Origin of the sequence: Luteithermobacter gelatinilyticus (genome assembly GCF_005849285.1) — a bacterium.
Taxonomy (GTDB): Bacteria; Pseudomonadota; Alphaproteobacteria; order Sphingomonadales; family Emcibacteraceae; genus Luteithermobacter; species Luteithermobacter gelatinilyticus.
The window spans coordinates 1510165-1525831 of record NZ_CP040517.1 but is presented as its reverse complement, the minus strand read 5'-3'; the positions used below and the strand labels follow the sequence as shown (position 1 = coordinate 1525831).

Sequence of the window (15667 nt, the reverse complement as noted above, 5' to 3'; positions counted from 1 at the left end):
TAAGAAAGGACCTCAATCATGAAATTATTAGTTCGTTTTGTTCTTATCGCGGCTCTTTCCCCGCTTGCGCTTGTGCCTGTGGCGCATGCCGAAGGCGATGCGGCAGCCGGCAAGAAAGTATTCCGGAAATGCCAGGCTTGTCATACCGTAGATAAAGGCGGCAAAAACAGGGTCGGTCCCAACCTTTATGGCGTAGTGGGCCGTAAAGCTGGCGCCGTGGAAGGATATAAATATTCCTCTTCCATGGCTTCTTCCGACTTAGTCTGGACAGAAGAAAACCTGCATAAATACCTGGAAAGCCCCCGTAAAGTTATTCCCAAAACCAAAATGGCCTTTCCGGGCCTGAGACGGGAAAAAGAACGGGATGATGTCATTGCTTATCTGAAATCCCTGAGTGATTAAATCAGTCCAAAACATCTCTGAACGGCAAAAGGGTTCCAGCATTAAGGGAACCCTTTTTGCTGTGTTCTTTTTTCTGACTCTCTTGAATATTGCTCACCAACTCATACATGATATGCCATCATTCGGTCATGATTTGACGGGATACTTCAGTCTCAATATACGGGAAGGATTTATTAAATGCGTCTTCAGCGGGCAAAGGTCAAAACTGCCACAGCCTCTCCTTTTCGGACAGGGATCGGTTTCGCTCTGTCTTCCCTGTTTGTGGTGATTGCGTTTTTTGTCGCTCACAAAGCTTTTGCTGAGAATACAGACAATCAGGATGCGGCCAACCAGCAGGAAGCGCTCCGGTTTATCGAAAATATCACAGCGCGGGCTCTGGAAGTCATGCGTGATGCAGATATGCCACAGGAAGAGAGAGAGCAGCATTTCAGGGAAATACTGCATGATGGTTTTGCCGTTGACAAGATCGGTCAACTGGTGCTTGGCCGACATCGGAAAAAAGCCACACCGCAGGAGCTTCAGACTTATCATGATTTGTTCCCAGAATTTTTGATCAAAGTGTATGCCACACGGCTGAGCAAGCTGGAAACCAAAGATATTGTCATCGGCCGGATCATTCCTCACGGCAGCAAGGATTTGTTTATCCGTAGCCAGGTGATTGACGACAAAAACGAAACCTTTGATGTGGACTGGCGGGTTCGCCCCTATGGGGACAGTGGGTACAAAATTCTGGACATTAAAATTGAAGGAATCAGTATGGCCCGTACCCAGCGTGATGACTTTACCTCACGGGTTCTGGACAGCGGAATGAGTGGCCTCAACCAGTATATGAAAGACATTATTGAAGGCAAACTGGATACTGACGAAGAAGAGGAAGTGCATAAAGTCGAAGCCCCCGACATGAACCAGAAAAAAAGACTGGATTGACCCCCATTTCCAGGTTTATGGCCCAGGTTTATTGCACTGTTTCATGACGGCAGGTCAGTTGGAGCTGGCTTGCCGTATTGTATATGGCCGCCAGACAGGCTTCCTCACGTGCTTTGTCCACAGATATGGCAAAGGTGGTATGATAGGTTCCTTTGCCTTCCGGAGCGGAACGGCGCGTGGAATGCATATGGACCACATTGGCATCATAGTCGATAAAGGCTTCTGCAAGACGCGCCACCAACCCCGGCTGATCGCCACCACTGACATCTATAATATGGGTGACTTCACAACCCTCATTCTTATCGGTGGAGAATCGGAAATCCGTCACCAGCACATCGGCGTTTCCAAGACAGTCCAGAGATTGTAATTCCTGTTGAAGCTGCCGGCTCGACAACTCAAGCGGAATTTCCGCCACGCAGGAAAATTCACATCCCTCCCCTAACTGGGCAAATGATGTGTCAGCCAGGTTAACCCCGAGTTCAAACAGCCGTCCGGCAACGGCAGCAATCAGACCAACCTGATCCGGGCTGACAATGGAAATCAAAACGGTGGTATACGGTGCTTTTGACATATTGCGAATTATCCTGATACAGGCTATTGAAGGCGGTGCGTTATTCTAGGGTCAATCTCATCATCATTTACTCTAGAAAATAACCGAAATAAAACAAGAGCGCCATAGCCGGATTCCGAATTTTTGGAAAAGCTGCGCGCATGACAAGTGTATTCAACACGAAGGTGAAGGTATGTCAGAACAATTGTTGCATCTTGTGTTCGGGGAAAAGTCAAGGACCCGGAAGGTCTGGAATTTGTAGATACCAGCAAACTGGATATTGTTGGCATTTTTCCAAACTATCAAAAGGCCAAAGAAGCCTGGAAAGGTGCCAGCCAGGCCAGTGTAGATGACGCCATGACAAAATATGTGGTGGTTCATCTGCATCGACTTTTGGAACCGGGGCAGGATAACTCATAACGGTCTGTTGGGAAGTTGATCAATCCTCAATCGGGTTACGGCCTGAAATATTGATCAACTTCCTTTGACAGGGAGGTTCTGTCCTGTAAATAAACCCCCAGTTTGCTGTCCAGAAGATGCAGGGCCTCATCTTTGGTTCGGGGCCTGACATGGCGTAACAAAACTCGGGCAACACGTGAGGCGGCTTCGTCATCCTGAAGCAAATGGGGAATGATAGACGTCATGGGACCTTTCCTTTGAAACATTGAATATTATTCATCACGGAAAGAACTATCCCTGATTTGTGACCGACAGATTTATCTTAAGTGACATTAATATGATATTTTCCGGAATATTCACATTTTCCCGTCCTTAAGAATTCGCCGACGGACGGTTCTGTTTGTTCTTTGATTGTGATTGCGTTATTTTTCTAGAAAAATCGGATGTTTCATGAATACAAGAAAAAGCAGAACCGTTTACGCTATCTTGGGTTTCCTTGCCAGCAAACCCCGTTCCGGCTATGACATCAAAAAAGCCATTGAAAAAAGTGTTGGTTTTTTCTGGAGCGAAAGTTATGGCCAGATTTACCCCATGCTGAAAAAACTGGCTGAAGATGGATATGCAGAAAAACTTCCCCCCGACCCCCATTCCTCCCGCAAACGTCAGCGCTATGCCATCACGGACAAAGGACGCGCCGTATTGGCCGACTGGATCAAACAGAATGCCGATTATGGCGGCTATAGAAACGAACTCCTTCTCAAACTATTTTTCGGCCATAATGTCGGGGTAGAAACCAGCCTGAAACATCTGCAAGACTTTCTTGAACATGAAAAACAACGTCTTGAAATGTTTGAGGGCTTCCACCGGACCTTGCCAGATCAAACAAATCAACCTGTCACCAGCATGACCTACCTTAGCGCAACCCTTAACTATGGCATCAAAGGAACCCGCATGAATATTGAATGGGCCAAAGAAACCATTCAGCTTCTAAAAAATAACAAAAATTAAACCAAACTCGTCCCCTCCTTCCTTTTGAGGATGCCCCGGGCGAGCCATATTGACATATCTTTTATTTGCCTCTAATATATCTTTAAGATATATGGAGATTTTTATGGCGTTACCGAAAATCCTTGAAAACAGCCTAACACTCCCCGTGATCGGCTCCCCCATGTTTATCATTTCCAACCCGGATCTAGTGATTGAGCAATGCAAAGCCGGAATCGTCGGATCCTTCCCGGCTTTGAATGCCCGGCCCAAGGAAATGCTGGATGACTGGCTGTGGCGCATCAAAAGAGAACTGGCGGATTATCAACGTGACAACCCGGACAAAAAGGTTGCACCATTTGCCGTAAATCAGATCATACACCATTCCAATGACCGGCTGGCGCATGACCTGGATCTCTGTATCAAACATGAAGTGCCGATCATTATTACCAGTCTGATGGCGCCGAACAAAATCGTCGGCCCGGTGCATGAATATGGGGGGCTGGTGTTTCATGATGTGATCAGTTTGCGTCACGCCCGCAAAGCTGCTGAGGCAGGGGTTGACGGGCTGATCCTGGTCTGCGCAGGCGCTGGCGGACATGCCGGTACCTTAAGCCCTTTTGCGCTGGTCCAGGAGGTTCGGGAATTTTTTGACGGCACGATTCTTCTGGCTGGCGCCATTTCCACAGGGCGCAGTATTCTGGCAGCCCAGGCAATGGGCGCTGACCTCGCCTATATGGGCACACGGTTCATCGCTACCCAAGAAGCCAATGCTGACCCGGCCTATAAGAAGATGTTAATTGACCATTACGCGCAGGATATTGTGTATTCCTCCCTGTTTACCGGCGTCCATGGGAATTATCTGAAACCCAGTATCCATGCGGCGGGCCTTGACCCGGACGACCTGCCGGAAGCCGATAAGAACACAATGAATTTTGGCAGTGGTGGCGGCAGCAAGGCCAAAGCCTGGCGTGATATCTGGGGCGCCGGCCAGGGACTAGGGAGCATCAAGGACGCTCCCACCACGGCGGCCCTTGTTGAACAATTACGACGTGAATATGTGAACGCCCGTGAAAGCCTTCTGCCTCTTTCGTCAGATTACGGTTAACATGGCCGCAACCAGCGGATGACGGACGATATCCTTGTCTTTCAGCCGGATCACCGCCACGTCATCCAGTCCGGCCAGTTTATTGGCAATATCCGCAAGTCCGGACAGGCCGTTAAGCAGATCTGTCTGGCCCGGGTCGCCTGTCATAACCATGGTGGATTGCCACCCCAAACGGGTCAGTAACATTTTGATCTGGCCATAGGTGCAATTCTGCGCTTCATCCACCACGATATAGGCATTGTTCAGGGTTCTGCCGCGCATATAGGCGACCGGAGCAATTTCGATGGTGCCGTCATGGAGATATTTTTTCAGTTTTCTGAGTCCCATGCGGTCGCTCAGCGCATCATATAGCGGCCGCAAATAGGGCGCGAGTTTTTCATCCACCGCGCCCGGCAGATATCCCAGACTTTCTCCCGCTTCCACTGCGGGGCGGCACAGAATGATTTTATTAACCTCTCCGGCTTCCAGTGCTTCTACACCCTTGGCCACCGCCAGATAGGTTTTTCCCGTCCCAGCCGGTCCGATCGCCATCACAACATTGTAGCTGTCAATTGCTTCCAGAAGCTGCTGCTGGTTGTCGCTTTGAGGTTTTATTTTGCGAATGTATCTCTTGTCTCGCGACTGTTCCTCAGAATCGAGCGGGTCCCAGGCCGCTTCCCGATACAAAGGTCGGATATTTGAGCTATGAATATTCTGATGCTCAGAAGTTTTGCGCATACGCCTGGCTCTTTTACCCATTACAGTCTCCATTCATCTTGTTGGACAGGAAAAGGCGAGAAGACACAACAAAAAACGCCTTCCTCGAAAGGAAGGCGCTGATTGTTGCTTTTTGACACAAGAAAGGACATAAGCTCGGGACCGGGATCCGGAATTCTCGCTCGTGGTGGTCTTCTCACTATCACCCCTGGCAGTCCTTTCTCATCAGGTTGACGGGACAAGTTTATCGCTTTTGCCAGGCAAAGTAAATTCCTTCTCCCGTCTGTCACCAAAGTTTCTTAGAAACTGTAGCCGAAGCCGACCCCGATCAGCCACGGATTAATGTCCACATCCGCTGCTGTAACGGCGCCATTGGCAATAGAAACTTCTGTATTCAGCCAGACCTTTTTAACGTCCACGTTAAAGGACCATTTTTCGTTGATGGCATAATCAAAACCGGCCTGAAGGGCAAATCCAAACCCGTCATCATAATTGATTTTGGTCATGCCAAGCCCTTCCAAAGCCTCGGAGGTGTCCTCGCTGTAGAAAAATGTATAATTCACACCAGCCCCCACATAAGGGCTAAAGGCTTCTTTGGGAGCGAAATGATATTGGAAAGTCAGCGTCGGCGGTAACAACCACACACTGCCCAAGGGAACTTCACCAAGATCAGAGTTCTTGACCACCGGGTTATGCTTAGTGGTCGCCAAAATAAGTTCGACACCGATATTGTCCGTGATGAAATAAGTAAAATCCAGTTCCGGCACGACGCTGTTGTCAATATCCACCTCACCACCAATGGACGTGGTGCCCCCGGCATCAGGCGTGACTAGAACACCGCGGGCCCGGACCAGCCAGTCCCCGGCTTCCTTGGCAATTGCAGTTGAAGACATCAGACAGATCAGAGTTGCTCCGGCAATGCCGGCCGTCTTCAGGATAGATTTTTTCATTAGGTGTTTCCTCTCTTACTGTTAATGAGTGAGTCTTAACAGTTTCAGAAGAAACAAACCTTGATATGCGTCAGCAAAAAAATTGATCTAGGTCAGTCCTGGTCTGCCCTGCACGAACGCCCCTGCTCGCGCATCAGTGGGAAATGGTTTCATCCGGAATGTGTTCTGATCCATTCGGTTATATCGGCCGCGGAAAGCGGGCGTCCAATATAAAATCCCTGCGCCTGATCACAGTTCATGGCAGCAAGCATCTTAAGCTGCTCGGCCGTTTCGATGCCCTCGGCAATCACTTCAAGATTAAAACTGTGCCCCAGCCGGATGATGGCTTCAATAACAGACTGGGCTTCTTTTTCCTGTATCATGTCGCGCACAAATGCCTGATCTATCTTGAGTTTACTGATGGGCAAGCGGCGCAGATAAGTCAGGGATGAATACCCGGTGCCAAAATCATCAATGGACAACCGGACCCCGAGCTCCGATAACCCCCGCAATGTGGACATCACATCTTCGGTTTTGCTCATCACAATACCTTCGGTAATCTCCAACTCCAGAAGTTCCGGCGCCAAAGAAGCTTCCTCAAGACATTCACGCACGAAGTCCACAAATCCCTTATCATGAAAATGCATTGGGGAAATATTCACGGAAATCGGCACCGGCTTTATTCTCTGTGCGGCCCAGACCTGGGCCTGGATGCAGGCTTCCGGCAAAAGTTGTTCAGTCAACGGGATAATCTGTTTTGACCATTCCGCAAGCGGGATAAACTCTCCCGGCGAAATCCAACCGCGTTGCGGATGATTCCACCTCATCAGGGCCTCAACCCCGCATATCTGCCGGCTTTTCAGGTCAATCTGGGGTTGGTAATGCAGAACAAACTGACTGGTTTCCATACTGGTGCGGATATCCGTCACCAGCGTGGTTTTGTCTTTCAGTTCTTCCTGCATATGCCAATTGAACATCACGATGGCAGTTCCGCCTTCCTGTTTTGCCTTACCTAAAGCAATGCCCGCATTGCGGACCAGTTGATCGGGGCTTCCCTGATCGTCCGGATAGAGAGTGGCCCCGATGGAAAGTTCGAGAATGATTTCTTTCCCCCCAAGTTTCATCGGTTGACGAAAGCTGTTTTGCACCTGTCGAGCATATTCCAGGACTTTGTCCTTTGTGGTAAGGCGCTGCGTAATCACAGCAAATTCATCACCACCAAAGCGGGCAACAAAATCGTCTTGCTCTGCCAACGAACACAACTTTTCTCCCATCTGGACGATGACCCGGTCCCCCGTGGCATGGCCGTACATCTCGTTAATGGTCTTAAAGGTGTCTATATTGACCAGAAGAATGGCGATGGGCCGTCCCGTTGTTTCCGAACGCAACAGTCTTTTTTTCAGCTCCCGCCGGAACATCAAACGGTTGGGCATGCTGGTCAGGGGATCAAGCTGTGTCATCTTAACCAGCGCATCTGTGCTGGCCTTGGCCCGATGCGTGACATCGGAGAAGCTGTAAATGGTTTCCCCATCGGGCAGATAATCTATTCTTAAATCATATATTCGTCCATCCGGCAGATCAAATTCAGTGTTCAGGAATTTTTTCTTTCGGCCGCGATCTAGCTTTTCAAGGATTTTTGCGATTTCTGCTTTGATCTCGACTTTGTTTTTGTCGAATCGGCTAAGATACCATTCCAGCAATTCCCGCAAGGGAACACCTGGCTGAAGAAAGTCTTTCGGATAGCCAAAAATATCTTCATAGGCCTTGTTCCAGGTGACCAGGTTATTTTTCTGATCAAACATGGCAACGCCGGAGCCCATGCGGTTGACCAGAAACCGCAAGCTTTCCAGGGATTCATAATGGTCGTTCAAAAGCGCGGAAATTTCATGGTTCAGTTTCTGGTTTTTATATTGCAGCGTCAGCGTTTTCACCAACAGGTCATTAACCAAATGCCCGCAATATCCAATCACCAGAACATAAATGACAACCGACAATCCCATAGCCAATGAGGGAACATAAGGTGTTGCAAAAATAAACCCCAGGGTCGGCAGGGAAATCGCCCCCAAAAAGGCCCAGATGACGAATTTGTGTGCCGCCCCCGCGATCACGGCCACACATCCGAGGCCGGCTAGCATGGCAAGAACCAGGTAAAAATTGGCGGCAGGCTCGGGTTCTTGTGCAAAAATCAGCGAACTTCCCCACACCACCCCGAAAGAGAGAAAGAGGTGATGCAGATCCCCAGCCAAAAATAGGGTTTCTTTTCAAAACTGAAACGGGTCCTCAGAAGCGACAGAAAAAACCGGGGAACCACTGCGAGAACCAGACATGCATACCAGACCGCCAGCACCACAGTGTCAGCCCTCGGCGCGATAATGCTGAGAAAAATTACACCAATTACCAGGCTGCTGACCGCGGCAGGCAGCATGGCTTTTTCCAGAAAGGCCAGTTGTCTGAGCAGTATGGCTTTGGTGTCGAAGGGGTGCCCCCCCTTCCCTTGCTCTTCCAGCAGAGACAGCTTTTCACTCAGTGTCCGGAATGATAACGACGTTGTCATTAATGAATGCCTGGTTTATACATGTCCCAGCCTTTTTGGTTGGTTATGAATATATTTAGCGGAAAAATGTAAATAAAATCAAAACTTCCGGGAACGCGGACTTATGTGTTCCATATATGTGACGGGATTGCAGCATGCTGAAAGCCAGTGAACTTACCCTCACCGCCATCCGCCAGGAGCTGGACAGAATCAGCGCGGAAATGCTCACGCTTATCCAGACATATCAGCTTGAGGCATCGTCTTCTCTGGAAATCATTTCCGTGGCCCGCGAAAAAATCACCAACGAGAAGGATTATATACGCTTTCTTGAGCTTTCCCTGGAAGGGAGGATTTATGGCGAAGCTGCCGAAGCGCTGGAAAAAGCCACCGTTAGCTCGACATCTTCTCAAAATACTCAACACTGATACGATCCATGTCACTTCGTCTTACCGCCTATTTAGGGCTGACCACCACAATCCTGTGCTGGGCCGGTAATTATATCGCAGCCAGTCTGATGAACAACACTATTCCGCCCATCACCGGAAATTTCTGGCGCTGGGGGGTAGCAGCACTGATCCTTCTGCCTCTGACCTATCGAACTTTGCTGGAGCACAAACAGGCCATTCTTCGGGCCTGGAAATATGTCCTGTTTCAAGCGGCGCTGTCGATCAGCATTTTTAATGCCTTGTTGTATCTTAGCGCGCATTCCGCCGCAGTCATCAGTCTCAACATGATCCAGACCTTCAGCCCGGTTGCCACATTTTTCCTAGCTTGGCTGGTTTTGGGAAAAAAACCAAGCCGCCACCAGCTTGCCGGTCTGGCCGTGGCATTTATCGGCATCATGATTCTGCTCAGCCAGGGAACACCCGGCAATCTTCTTTCAATAGGAGCCAGTCCTGGCAACCTCTGGATGTTGCTTGCTGTCTTTTGCTGGGGACTTTACAGCGTTCTACTGATCAAAAATCCCCTGACCGAGCTGCCACCACTGGCATTTCTGACAGTATTGGTGGTGGCCGGCCTCGCTTTGATGGTGCCTTTTTATATAGTGGAATTTCTTGTTGTGGGGGAATTGAGCTGAATACGCAAAATATTGGCATCATTCTTTATATGGGGATTTTCCCGTCCATTATTGCCTTTTATTTCTGGAACAATGGTGTCGCCGTTGTTGGTCCCCAGGTCGCAGCGACTTTTTTCTATATGATGCCGATTTTTGTAGCACTCCTGAGTTATGTAATTCTTGGCGACCGCCTGCAACCCTATCAGGTGACGGGGCAGTTTTTCATTTTTGCCGGCTTCTATCTCAGTGTTTTTCTGGATCGTAAGGCCAATCGTCGCCAGAGCTGACCCCGGGGCTGTCCCCCGGTGCCGATATAAGGGTGTCGATATAGAATGAATTGTGAATAGATTGGCTCAATTCACTCTAAAGACGACATCCCGCAGACAAGTATAAACCGCGCCGGTTTGGTGGGTCTCACTTTTATACAGACAGACCCTGTTAACAGCCAAGGCAATGGGAAATCCTGCATCTCCCACTGCTCCTGACAGAGCCATTGGCCGTTTCAGACGGGCGAGGGTGACATGGGGCCGGAAACGTTTGTCTTCCATCTTGTAGCCGTGGGCGTCAAGCGCGCAACGGAGCGCAGCCTGAAGCCGAGATAACGGGTCAGAAGGCGTAATTTCCGCTGCAAAAAGCCGGGCTTTCCGTTCGCTGGGAAACGGCCGGGCAGCATTGACGTGCACGTTAAATACCTCCCGCCCATGACAAACTTTTTCTATAACTGCCTCAATATCCTCCTGCCCAGCTTCCGGAACTGACCCCAGAAATGCCAGTGTCACATGATAGTTGGCCGGCGGGACCCAACGAATATTCTTGTCCTTCAGCGTCTTTTTGGCCGGCAGAACATGTTGTTTCAGAATCTCCCTTGCCTGATCCGCTAGCGGGATGGCGATGAAGGCTCTGATAGTGCTCTCCCTGACGGGGGGCTGTTCCGGCATTGGTATTGACAGTTCAGACAAAATTGATGACCAGATGGGCCTATCCCGGGTCAGGGAGCAACAGCCCCCGCACCGGGCCGGCGGGGATCGGATCCACCGAAGAACAATCCGTCCCTGTACTGGATGGATTGTACGCTGCCCATAGTGGATGTCTGTCTTAAAGTATACCCCATTTTTTCAAGCAAATGGAGTGTGTCCGGATTGAATCCCGGCTCCACAAACAATATATCCGGCATCCACTGATGATGCATCCGCGGCCGGGAAACGGCTTCAGCCACATTCATATCATACACCAAAACATTAATCAGCGTCTGCAATACGGTCGAAATAATGCGACTGCCGCCGGGACTGCCGGTCACCAGATAGGGTTTGCCGTCCTTGAGCACAATGGTGGGGGTCATGGAACTGAGTGGTCTTTTGCCGGGTTCTATGGCGTTGGCGTCTCCCCCAAGAAGGCCGAACGCGTTCGGCACGCCCGGTTTGGCGGAGAAATCATCCATTTCATTATTCATCAAAATCCCCGTGCCCGGAATAGTAATGCCGGAGCCATAGGAAAAGTTCAGGGTATAGGTGTTGGAGACCACATTGCCCCATTTATCCATGACGGAATAATGGGTGGTGTCGGGGCTTTCATATTTTGATGCCGCCCCCGGCTGAATGTCTGAAGATGGCGTGATACAGCAGGCCCTGATTTGGGCGGCAAGTTCCCTGGCATAAGCCTTGTGTGTCAGGCCCTTTACTGGCACTTCCGTGAAATCCGGATCCCCCAGGTATTTGCTGCGGTCTGCATAGGCCCGTTTCATGACTTCGGCCAGGATATGAATGGTGGCGGCACTGTTGGGGCCGGTTTTTTCCAGATCAAACTGTTCCAGCATGTTGAGCATCTGAATAATATGCACCCCGCCAGAGCTTGGGGGCGGCATGGATATAATGTCATAACCGTGGAAGGTTCCCTGCACCGGCTCCCTTTCCCGTACGGTATAGGCGGCCAGATCCTCTTTGGTGATCAAACCGCCCGAACGTTTCATTTCCGCCACAATCTTATCAGCAATGGCACCTTTGTAAAAGGCGTCAGGGCCATGATCGCGCAACTGGGTCAGTGACCAGGCCAGTTCTTCCTGAATCAGCGTTTCGCCGGCCTCATAAGGGGCACAATCCGTTTTGAAATACGCCTCACATGTGGCTTTATAAAACCGCAGATGCAAACGGCTTTTCAGATTATGGGCCAGGTCAAAACTTACCGTGATACCTTTTTCGGCTAGCTCAATGGCCGGTTCGATTACTTCCTGCCAACTCATCGTGCCATAGTTTTGAAGTGCATGATGCAGGCCGGCCGGGGTTCCCGGGACACCGGCAGACAACAGACTGAAACGGGCCTTTTTATGGTCCACATTGCCGTTTTTATTGAGAAACAAATCCCGGTGTGCGGCTTTGGGTGCCATTTCGCGGTAATCAATGGCAATGGTTTTCTGTTCTTCAGCCAGATAGACCATCATGAATCCGCCGCCGCCCAGATTGCCGGCCCGCGGCAAAGTGACCGCCAACGCCAGCCCTACGGCAACGGCGGCATCCACTGCATTCCCCCCTTGCGCAGGATTTCTGCCCCAACTTCACTGGCCAGGCGGCTTTGACTGACCACCATGCCCTCACGACCCACCACAGGATGATGAATCGAGGAATAATCAATAATTGCAGCCTGACGCTCTGCGAGAAGCTGTCCGGCAGGCATAAAGCCAAAAACAAGGGAAAAACCAAAAACCGTAAGAAATGAGGAAAGTGTTCTGGTGAACTTGTTATCTTTCAGGAAAAAAAACATTGTGTCGCCTGTCCTGTGATGAACGGGATAGTGTGATGATTAGAGTGAATTGTGGATAGATTGGCTCAATTCACTCTACAGTAAAATTTGCCTAACTTAACCACAAAACCACACGCCGACAACATCCCCTTTTTCCCTTTACGGTTTTTCGGAATTTTTTTGATCGCCGCTTTGGTTCAGGAATTATTATTTTTTTAGAGTGAATTGTGAAGAGGTTGGCTCAATTCATTCTAAGGAGATAGTAGAGTTAAAGCAAAATGTGAGAGAGTTTTTTTAAGTCTTTATAAAAAAAGAAAACAGACTCCAGATTGAGCCTGTTTTTCATTCTTTTACAAAAAGTTGGTGACCCCTACGGGACTCGAACCCGTGTTTCCGCCGTGAAAGGGCGGCGTCCTAGACCGCTAGACGAAGGGGCCGTCGTGTTCGGTGAGGTGGTTTCTAAACATATCCTCGCCGATGGTCAACACCTTTTTCCCAAAAAAATAATTTTTTCCGCAAAAGGCCCGCAAGGTTTTAATTTTCAAAGCGTTTCAGCCGCATCTTCAATAAACAGCTCCGCCGAAACCTGCCCATTCCAATGGGAATTTTTTAGGGTTCCGGCCACATGGATCCGCTGGCCGACCTTATTCAGAATCAACTGCCCGAGCGGCTGGTCAGCGCAACGGAAGGCGATTGCCTTAACGGTGGCGCCGTCCGGGCCTTGAAGGGCACATTTGACATGATTCTGGCCCACCACCGTTGCAAAACGCACCTTCATCTGTGCCAGCGCAAAGCGTGGCTGGGGATTGCCCTGTCCGTAGGGGCCAACCTGCTGCAAAAGTTCCACCAATTCCGGTTTGACCGCTTCGGCAGCCAGCGCCCCGTCTAACTTCAGGGACAAGCCACTCAATGCCTCTGTTACATGAGCCGCCAGACGGCTCGCAAGAAAAGTTTCCAATTCCTTCAGCCGGGTCGAGGCCAGGGTTAATCCTGCAGCCATGGCATGGCCGCCGCCATTGATCAGAATCCCCTGCTGGCGCGCTGCGGTGACAACCGCTCCCAGGTCCACTCCGGGAATCGACCGCCCTGATCCTTTGCCGATTCCCTCATCATCCAGGCCGATGACAAAGGTGGGGCGCTGATAAAATTCCTTCAAGCGACCGGCGACAATGCCAATCACGCCCGGATGCCACCCCTGCCCGTGAGTGATGATCACCGGCGGCACTTCTCCCGCCGGGCCAATTCGTGCGGCAATCTGATTCTGGGCCTGTTCGAGCACCGCCTGCTCAATAGCCTGTCGTTCCATGTTATAATGGTGCAATTCGTCGGCCAATTGCCGGGCCTCTTCTTCGTCATCGGTGCTGAGAATACGGCTTCCGGCGTCACACCGTCCCACACGCCCCCCGGCATTAACCCGCGGCCCTATCAAGAAGCCGGCATGATAGGTCCCCGGCGTTTCCCGAAGGCCTGCCACATCCGCAAGCGCCCGCAAACCCGGGTTGTCCCGTCGCGCCATGACCTTCAGTCCTTGGGCGACCAGCGCCCTGTTAACACCAGTCAGCGGCACCACGTCACAAATTGTTCCCAGTGCTACAAGATCCAGCCATTGCATTAGATCGGGTTCCGGAAAGCCTTGCTGAGCATACCAGTTGCGCCGGCGCAGTTCCCGGTTGAGTCCCACAATAACCAGAAACGACACCCCAATGGCCGCCAGTTGGCCATAGCCGCCCGGTTCGTCAAGGCGGTTCGGGTTTACCACGGCGACGGCAGCCGGCAGGTGGGGTTCTGCCTGATGGTGATCCACAACAATGACCTCCAGTCCCGCCTCTTGGGCGGCCTGGAGCGGTTCAAAAGAAACAATGCCGCAATCCACGGTGACAACAAGATCAACGCCCTGTTCTTTCAACCCAAGCAGAGCGGCGCTGTTGGGCCCATAGCCTTCACGCAACCGGTCGGGAATATAAATCAGGCAGTCCCGCCCCACGGCCCGTAAAAACCTTTTGAACAAGGCAGATGACGTGGCCCCGTCCACATCATAATCCCCGAAAACAGCAATTTTTTCATTCTTGATGACTGCATCGGCCAGCCGGGCGCAGGCCTTGTCCATATCCTGGAACAGGGAAGGGTCCGGGAGGGCGGCTCTGAGGGTAGGATTCAGGAAGGCTTCTGCCTCTTCAATACCAATCCCTCGTCCGGCCACCACCCGCGCCACAATTTCCGGCACGCCTTGCGCCTGGGCGATGGCCTGCACAACGCGAAATTCGGCAGGCCGGGTTTTCCAGGCGCGCCCGGTGACGGATTTTTCCACGCCGAGCAGGAAGTCCTCCTGCCCTGTGGCAGCATTTTGTCTCATCTGTGAGATGTCATTCGGCTTTCTTGCGCAAATGTTCGCCCTTGATCCAACGCACTGTGCCGGACTTGGAGCGCATGACAACGGAATCCGTTGTATATTTCTGGCCATCCGGGGAACTGTGAACGCCGCGCAGCATGGTGCCGTCAGTGACCCCGGTTGCCGCAAAAATCACATCCCCGCTGGCCATGTCCATGGTGCTGTATTTGCGGTTCAGGTCTTCAATGCCCCATTTTCGGGCGCGGGCTCTCTCGTCATCATTGCGGAACAACAGCCGTCCTTGAATCTGTCCACCGATACACCGCAACGCCGCCGCCGCCAAAACCCCTTCCGGTGCTCCGCCAGACCCCATATAGATGTCCACACTGGTTTCCGGGTTGGTGGTGGCAATTACGCCGGCCACATCGCCATCGCCGATCAGCTTGATCCGTGCACCTGCTTCACGCACTGCCTTGATCAGCTCCGCATGGCGCGGACGGTCCAGAATACAAACCAGAAGGTCGCTCACGGCACACCCTTTGGCCTCGGCCACATCCCTGATGTTTTCCTCTGGCGTTTTATCCAGGTCAATGACCCCTTCCGGCAATCCCGGACCAACGGCAATCTTGTCCATATAAACGTCCGGTGCATTCAGAAGATGTCCTTCTTCGGCCAGAGCAATCACCGCCAGCGAGTTTTGCATGGCTTTGGCAGCGATGGTGGTGCCTTCCAGCGGATCCAGCGCAATATCCACACGCGGCCCCTTTCCGGTGCCAACTTCTTCACCGATAAAAAGCATCGGTGCTTCATCGCGCTCGCCTTCTCCAATGACCACACGGCCCTGAATATCCATCTCATTCAGAGCCCGCCGCATGGCGTCCACCGCTGCTGCATCGGCGGCTTTTTCATCCCCCATGCCCACAAGCTTGGCGGCCGCTACAGCCGCGGCTTCTGTGACACGAACAAGTTCAAGAACAAAAAGACGGTCCATATTCGAGTCAAAGCTCATTCTATAAAATT

16 protein-coding genes, 1 tRNA gene and 2 pseudogenes are annotated in these 15667 nt (G+C 51.2%); 8 read left to right on the top strand and 11 right to left on the bottom strand.

Annotated features, from left to right (window positions below; translation table 11 throughout):
* The first annotated feature begins 18 nt into the window (after nucleotides 1-18).
* Together FE788_RS06910 and FE788_RS06905 are read left to right on the top strand one after the other, a co-directional pair.
* Complete coding sequence (locus FE788_RS06910; RefSeq protein ID WP_138379938.1) at nucleotides 19-402, top strand: c-type cytochrome; 384 nt, start codon at nucleotides 19-21, stop codon at nucleotides 400-402.
* A 177-nt stretch (nucleotides 403-579) separates the two neighbouring features.
* The gene (locus FE788_RS06905; RefSeq protein ID WP_138379937.1) at nucleotides 580-1329 is read left to right on the top strand and encodes an MlaC/ttg2D family ABC transporter substrate-binding protein; all 750 of its coding nucleotides are present in this window, start codon (nucleotides 580-582) and stop codon (nucleotides 1327-1329) included.
* 28 nt (nucleotides 1330-1357) lie between these two features.
* Here FE788_RS06905 and FE788_RS06900 read toward each other — a convergent pair whose 3' ends face one another.
* Nucleotides 1358-1900, bottom strand: coding sequence for a glycine cleavage system transcriptional repressor (locus FE788_RS06900; RefSeq protein ID WP_138379936.1), 543 nt, complete (start codon nucleotides 1898-1900; stop codon nucleotides 1358-1360).
* A 172-nt stretch (nucleotides 1901-2072) separates the two neighbouring features.
* Between FE788_RS06900 and FE788_RS06895 the strand changes: the two are divergent.
* A pseudogene (locus FE788_RS06895) lies at nucleotides 2073-2299 on the top strand (DUF4170 domain-containing protein).
* 35 nt (nucleotides 2300-2334) lie between these two features.
* On the opposite strand, the gene FE788_RS06890 reads toward FE788_RS06895, so the two are convergent.
* On the bottom strand, nucleotides 2335-2523 hold the full coding sequence (locus FE788_RS06890) for a hypothetical protein (protein WP_138379935.1): 189 nt from the start codon (nucleotides 2521-2523) through the stop codon (nucleotides 2335-2337).
* A gap of 205 nt (nucleotides 2524-2728) precedes the next feature.
* Between FE788_RS06890 and FE788_RS06885 the strand changes: the two genes are divergently transcribed.
* Both FE788_RS06885 and FE788_RS06880 read left to right on the top strand, forming a co-directional pair.
* Complete coding sequence (locus FE788_RS06885) at nucleotides 2729-3286, top strand: PadR family transcriptional regulator (protein ID WP_138379934.1); 558 nt, start codon at nucleotides 2729-2731, stop codon at nucleotides 3284-3286.
* 103 nt (nucleotides 3287-3389) lie between these two features.
* Complete coding sequence (locus FE788_RS06880; protein ID WP_138379933.1) at nucleotides 3390-4370, top strand: NAD(P)H-dependent flavin oxidoreductase; 981 nt, start codon at nucleotides 3390-3392, stop codon at nucleotides 4368-4370.
* On the opposite strand, the gene FE788_RS06875 is transcribed toward FE788_RS06880, so the two are convergent.
* The 4 genes from FE788_RS06875 to FE788_RS06860 all read right to left on the bottom strand — a co-directional run bounded on the left by FE788_RS06875 (nucleotide 4356) and on the right by FE788_RS06860 (nucleotide 8549).
* On the bottom strand, nucleotides 4356-5087 hold the full coding sequence (locus FE788_RS06875) for a PhoH family protein (protein ID WP_210414186.1): 732 nt from the start codon (nucleotides 5085-5087) through the stop codon (nucleotides 4356-4358). The genes FE788_RS06880 and FE788_RS06875 overlap by 15 nt on opposite strands.
* A gap of 278 nt (nucleotides 5088-5365) precedes the next feature.
* Nucleotides 5366-6016 (bottom strand): OmpW/AlkL family protein, encoded by a 651-nt coding sequence (locus FE788_RS06870; RefSeq protein ID WP_138379931.1) that lies wholly within the window; start codon nucleotides 6014-6016, stop codon nucleotides 5366-5368.
* Nucleotides 6017-6165: 149 nt separating this feature from the next.
* Complete coding sequence (locus FE788_RS06865; protein WP_138379930.1) at nucleotides 6166-8241, bottom strand: putative bifunctional diguanylate cyclase/phosphodiesterase; 2076 nt, start codon at nucleotides 8239-8241, stop codon at nucleotides 6166-6168.
* Entirely contained in the window at nucleotides 8181-8549 is a 369-nt protein-coding gene (locus FE788_RS06860; protein ID WP_138379929.1) for a hypothetical protein, read from the bottom strand. Before FE788_RS06860 ends, FE788_RS06865 begins: the two co-directional genes overlap by 61 nt.
* A gap of 134 nt (nucleotides 8550-8683) precedes the next feature.
* On the opposite strand from FE788_RS06860, the gene FE788_RS06855 reads away from it, so the two are divergent.
* The 3 genes from FE788_RS06855 to FE788_RS06845 are packed head-to-tail and all read left to right on the top strand — an operon-like array spanning nucleotide 8684 to nucleotide 9872.
* Nucleotides 8684-8953: a hypothetical protein gene (locus FE788_RS06855; protein WP_138379928.1), complete on the top strand. Its 270-nt coding sequence runs from the start codon at nucleotides 8684-8686 to the stop codon at nucleotides 8951-8953.
* 8 nt (nucleotides 8954-8961) lie between these two features.
* Nucleotides 8962-9606: a DMT family transporter gene (locus tag FE788_RS06850; RefSeq protein WP_138379927.1), complete on the top strand. Its 645-nt coding sequence runs from the start codon at nucleotides 8962-8964 to the stop codon at nucleotides 9604-9606.
* Nucleotides 9607-9635: 29 nt separating this feature from the next.
* The gene (locus tag FE788_RS06845; protein WP_138379926.1) at nucleotides 9636-9872 is read left to right on the top strand and encodes a DMT family transporter; all 237 of its coding nucleotides are present in this window, start codon (nucleotides 9636-9638) and stop codon (nucleotides 9870-9872) included.
* Nucleotides 9873-9938: 66 nt separating this feature from the next.
* Here FE788_RS06845 and thpR read toward each other — a convergent pair whose 3' ends face one another.
* From thpR to glpX, 5 genes and pseudogenes are all read right to left on the bottom strand, one after another.
* Complete coding sequence (gene thpR, locus FE788_RS06840) at nucleotides 9939-10523, bottom strand: RNA 2',3'-cyclic phosphodiesterase (RefSeq protein ID WP_138379925.1); 585 nt, start codon at nucleotides 10521-10523, stop codon at nucleotides 9939-9941.
* A 50-nt stretch (nucleotides 10524-10573) separates the two neighbouring features.
* Nucleotides 10574-12339 (bottom strand): annotated as a pseudogene (gene ggt / locus FE788_RS06835) (gamma-glutamyltransferase).
* Between the two features lie 340 nt (nucleotides 12340-12679).
* Nucleotides 12680-12755: transfer RNA gene (locus FE788_RS06830), tRNA-Glu, on the bottom strand.
* A 104-nt stretch (nucleotides 12756-12859) separates the two neighbouring features.
* Nucleotides 12860-14671, bottom strand: coding sequence for a single-stranded-DNA-specific exonuclease RecJ (recJ, locus tag FE788_RS06825; RefSeq protein ID WP_138379924.1), 1812 nt, complete (start codon nucleotides 14669-14671; stop codon nucleotides 12860-12862).
* Between the two features lie 10 nt (nucleotides 14672-14681).
* Nucleotides 14682-15656: a class II fructose-bisphosphatase gene (gene glpX, locus FE788_RS06820; RefSeq protein ID WP_138379923.1), complete on the bottom strand. Its 975-nt coding sequence runs from the start codon at nucleotides 15654-15656 to the stop codon at nucleotides 14682-14684.
* Nucleotides 15657-15667 lie beyond the last annotated feature (11 nt).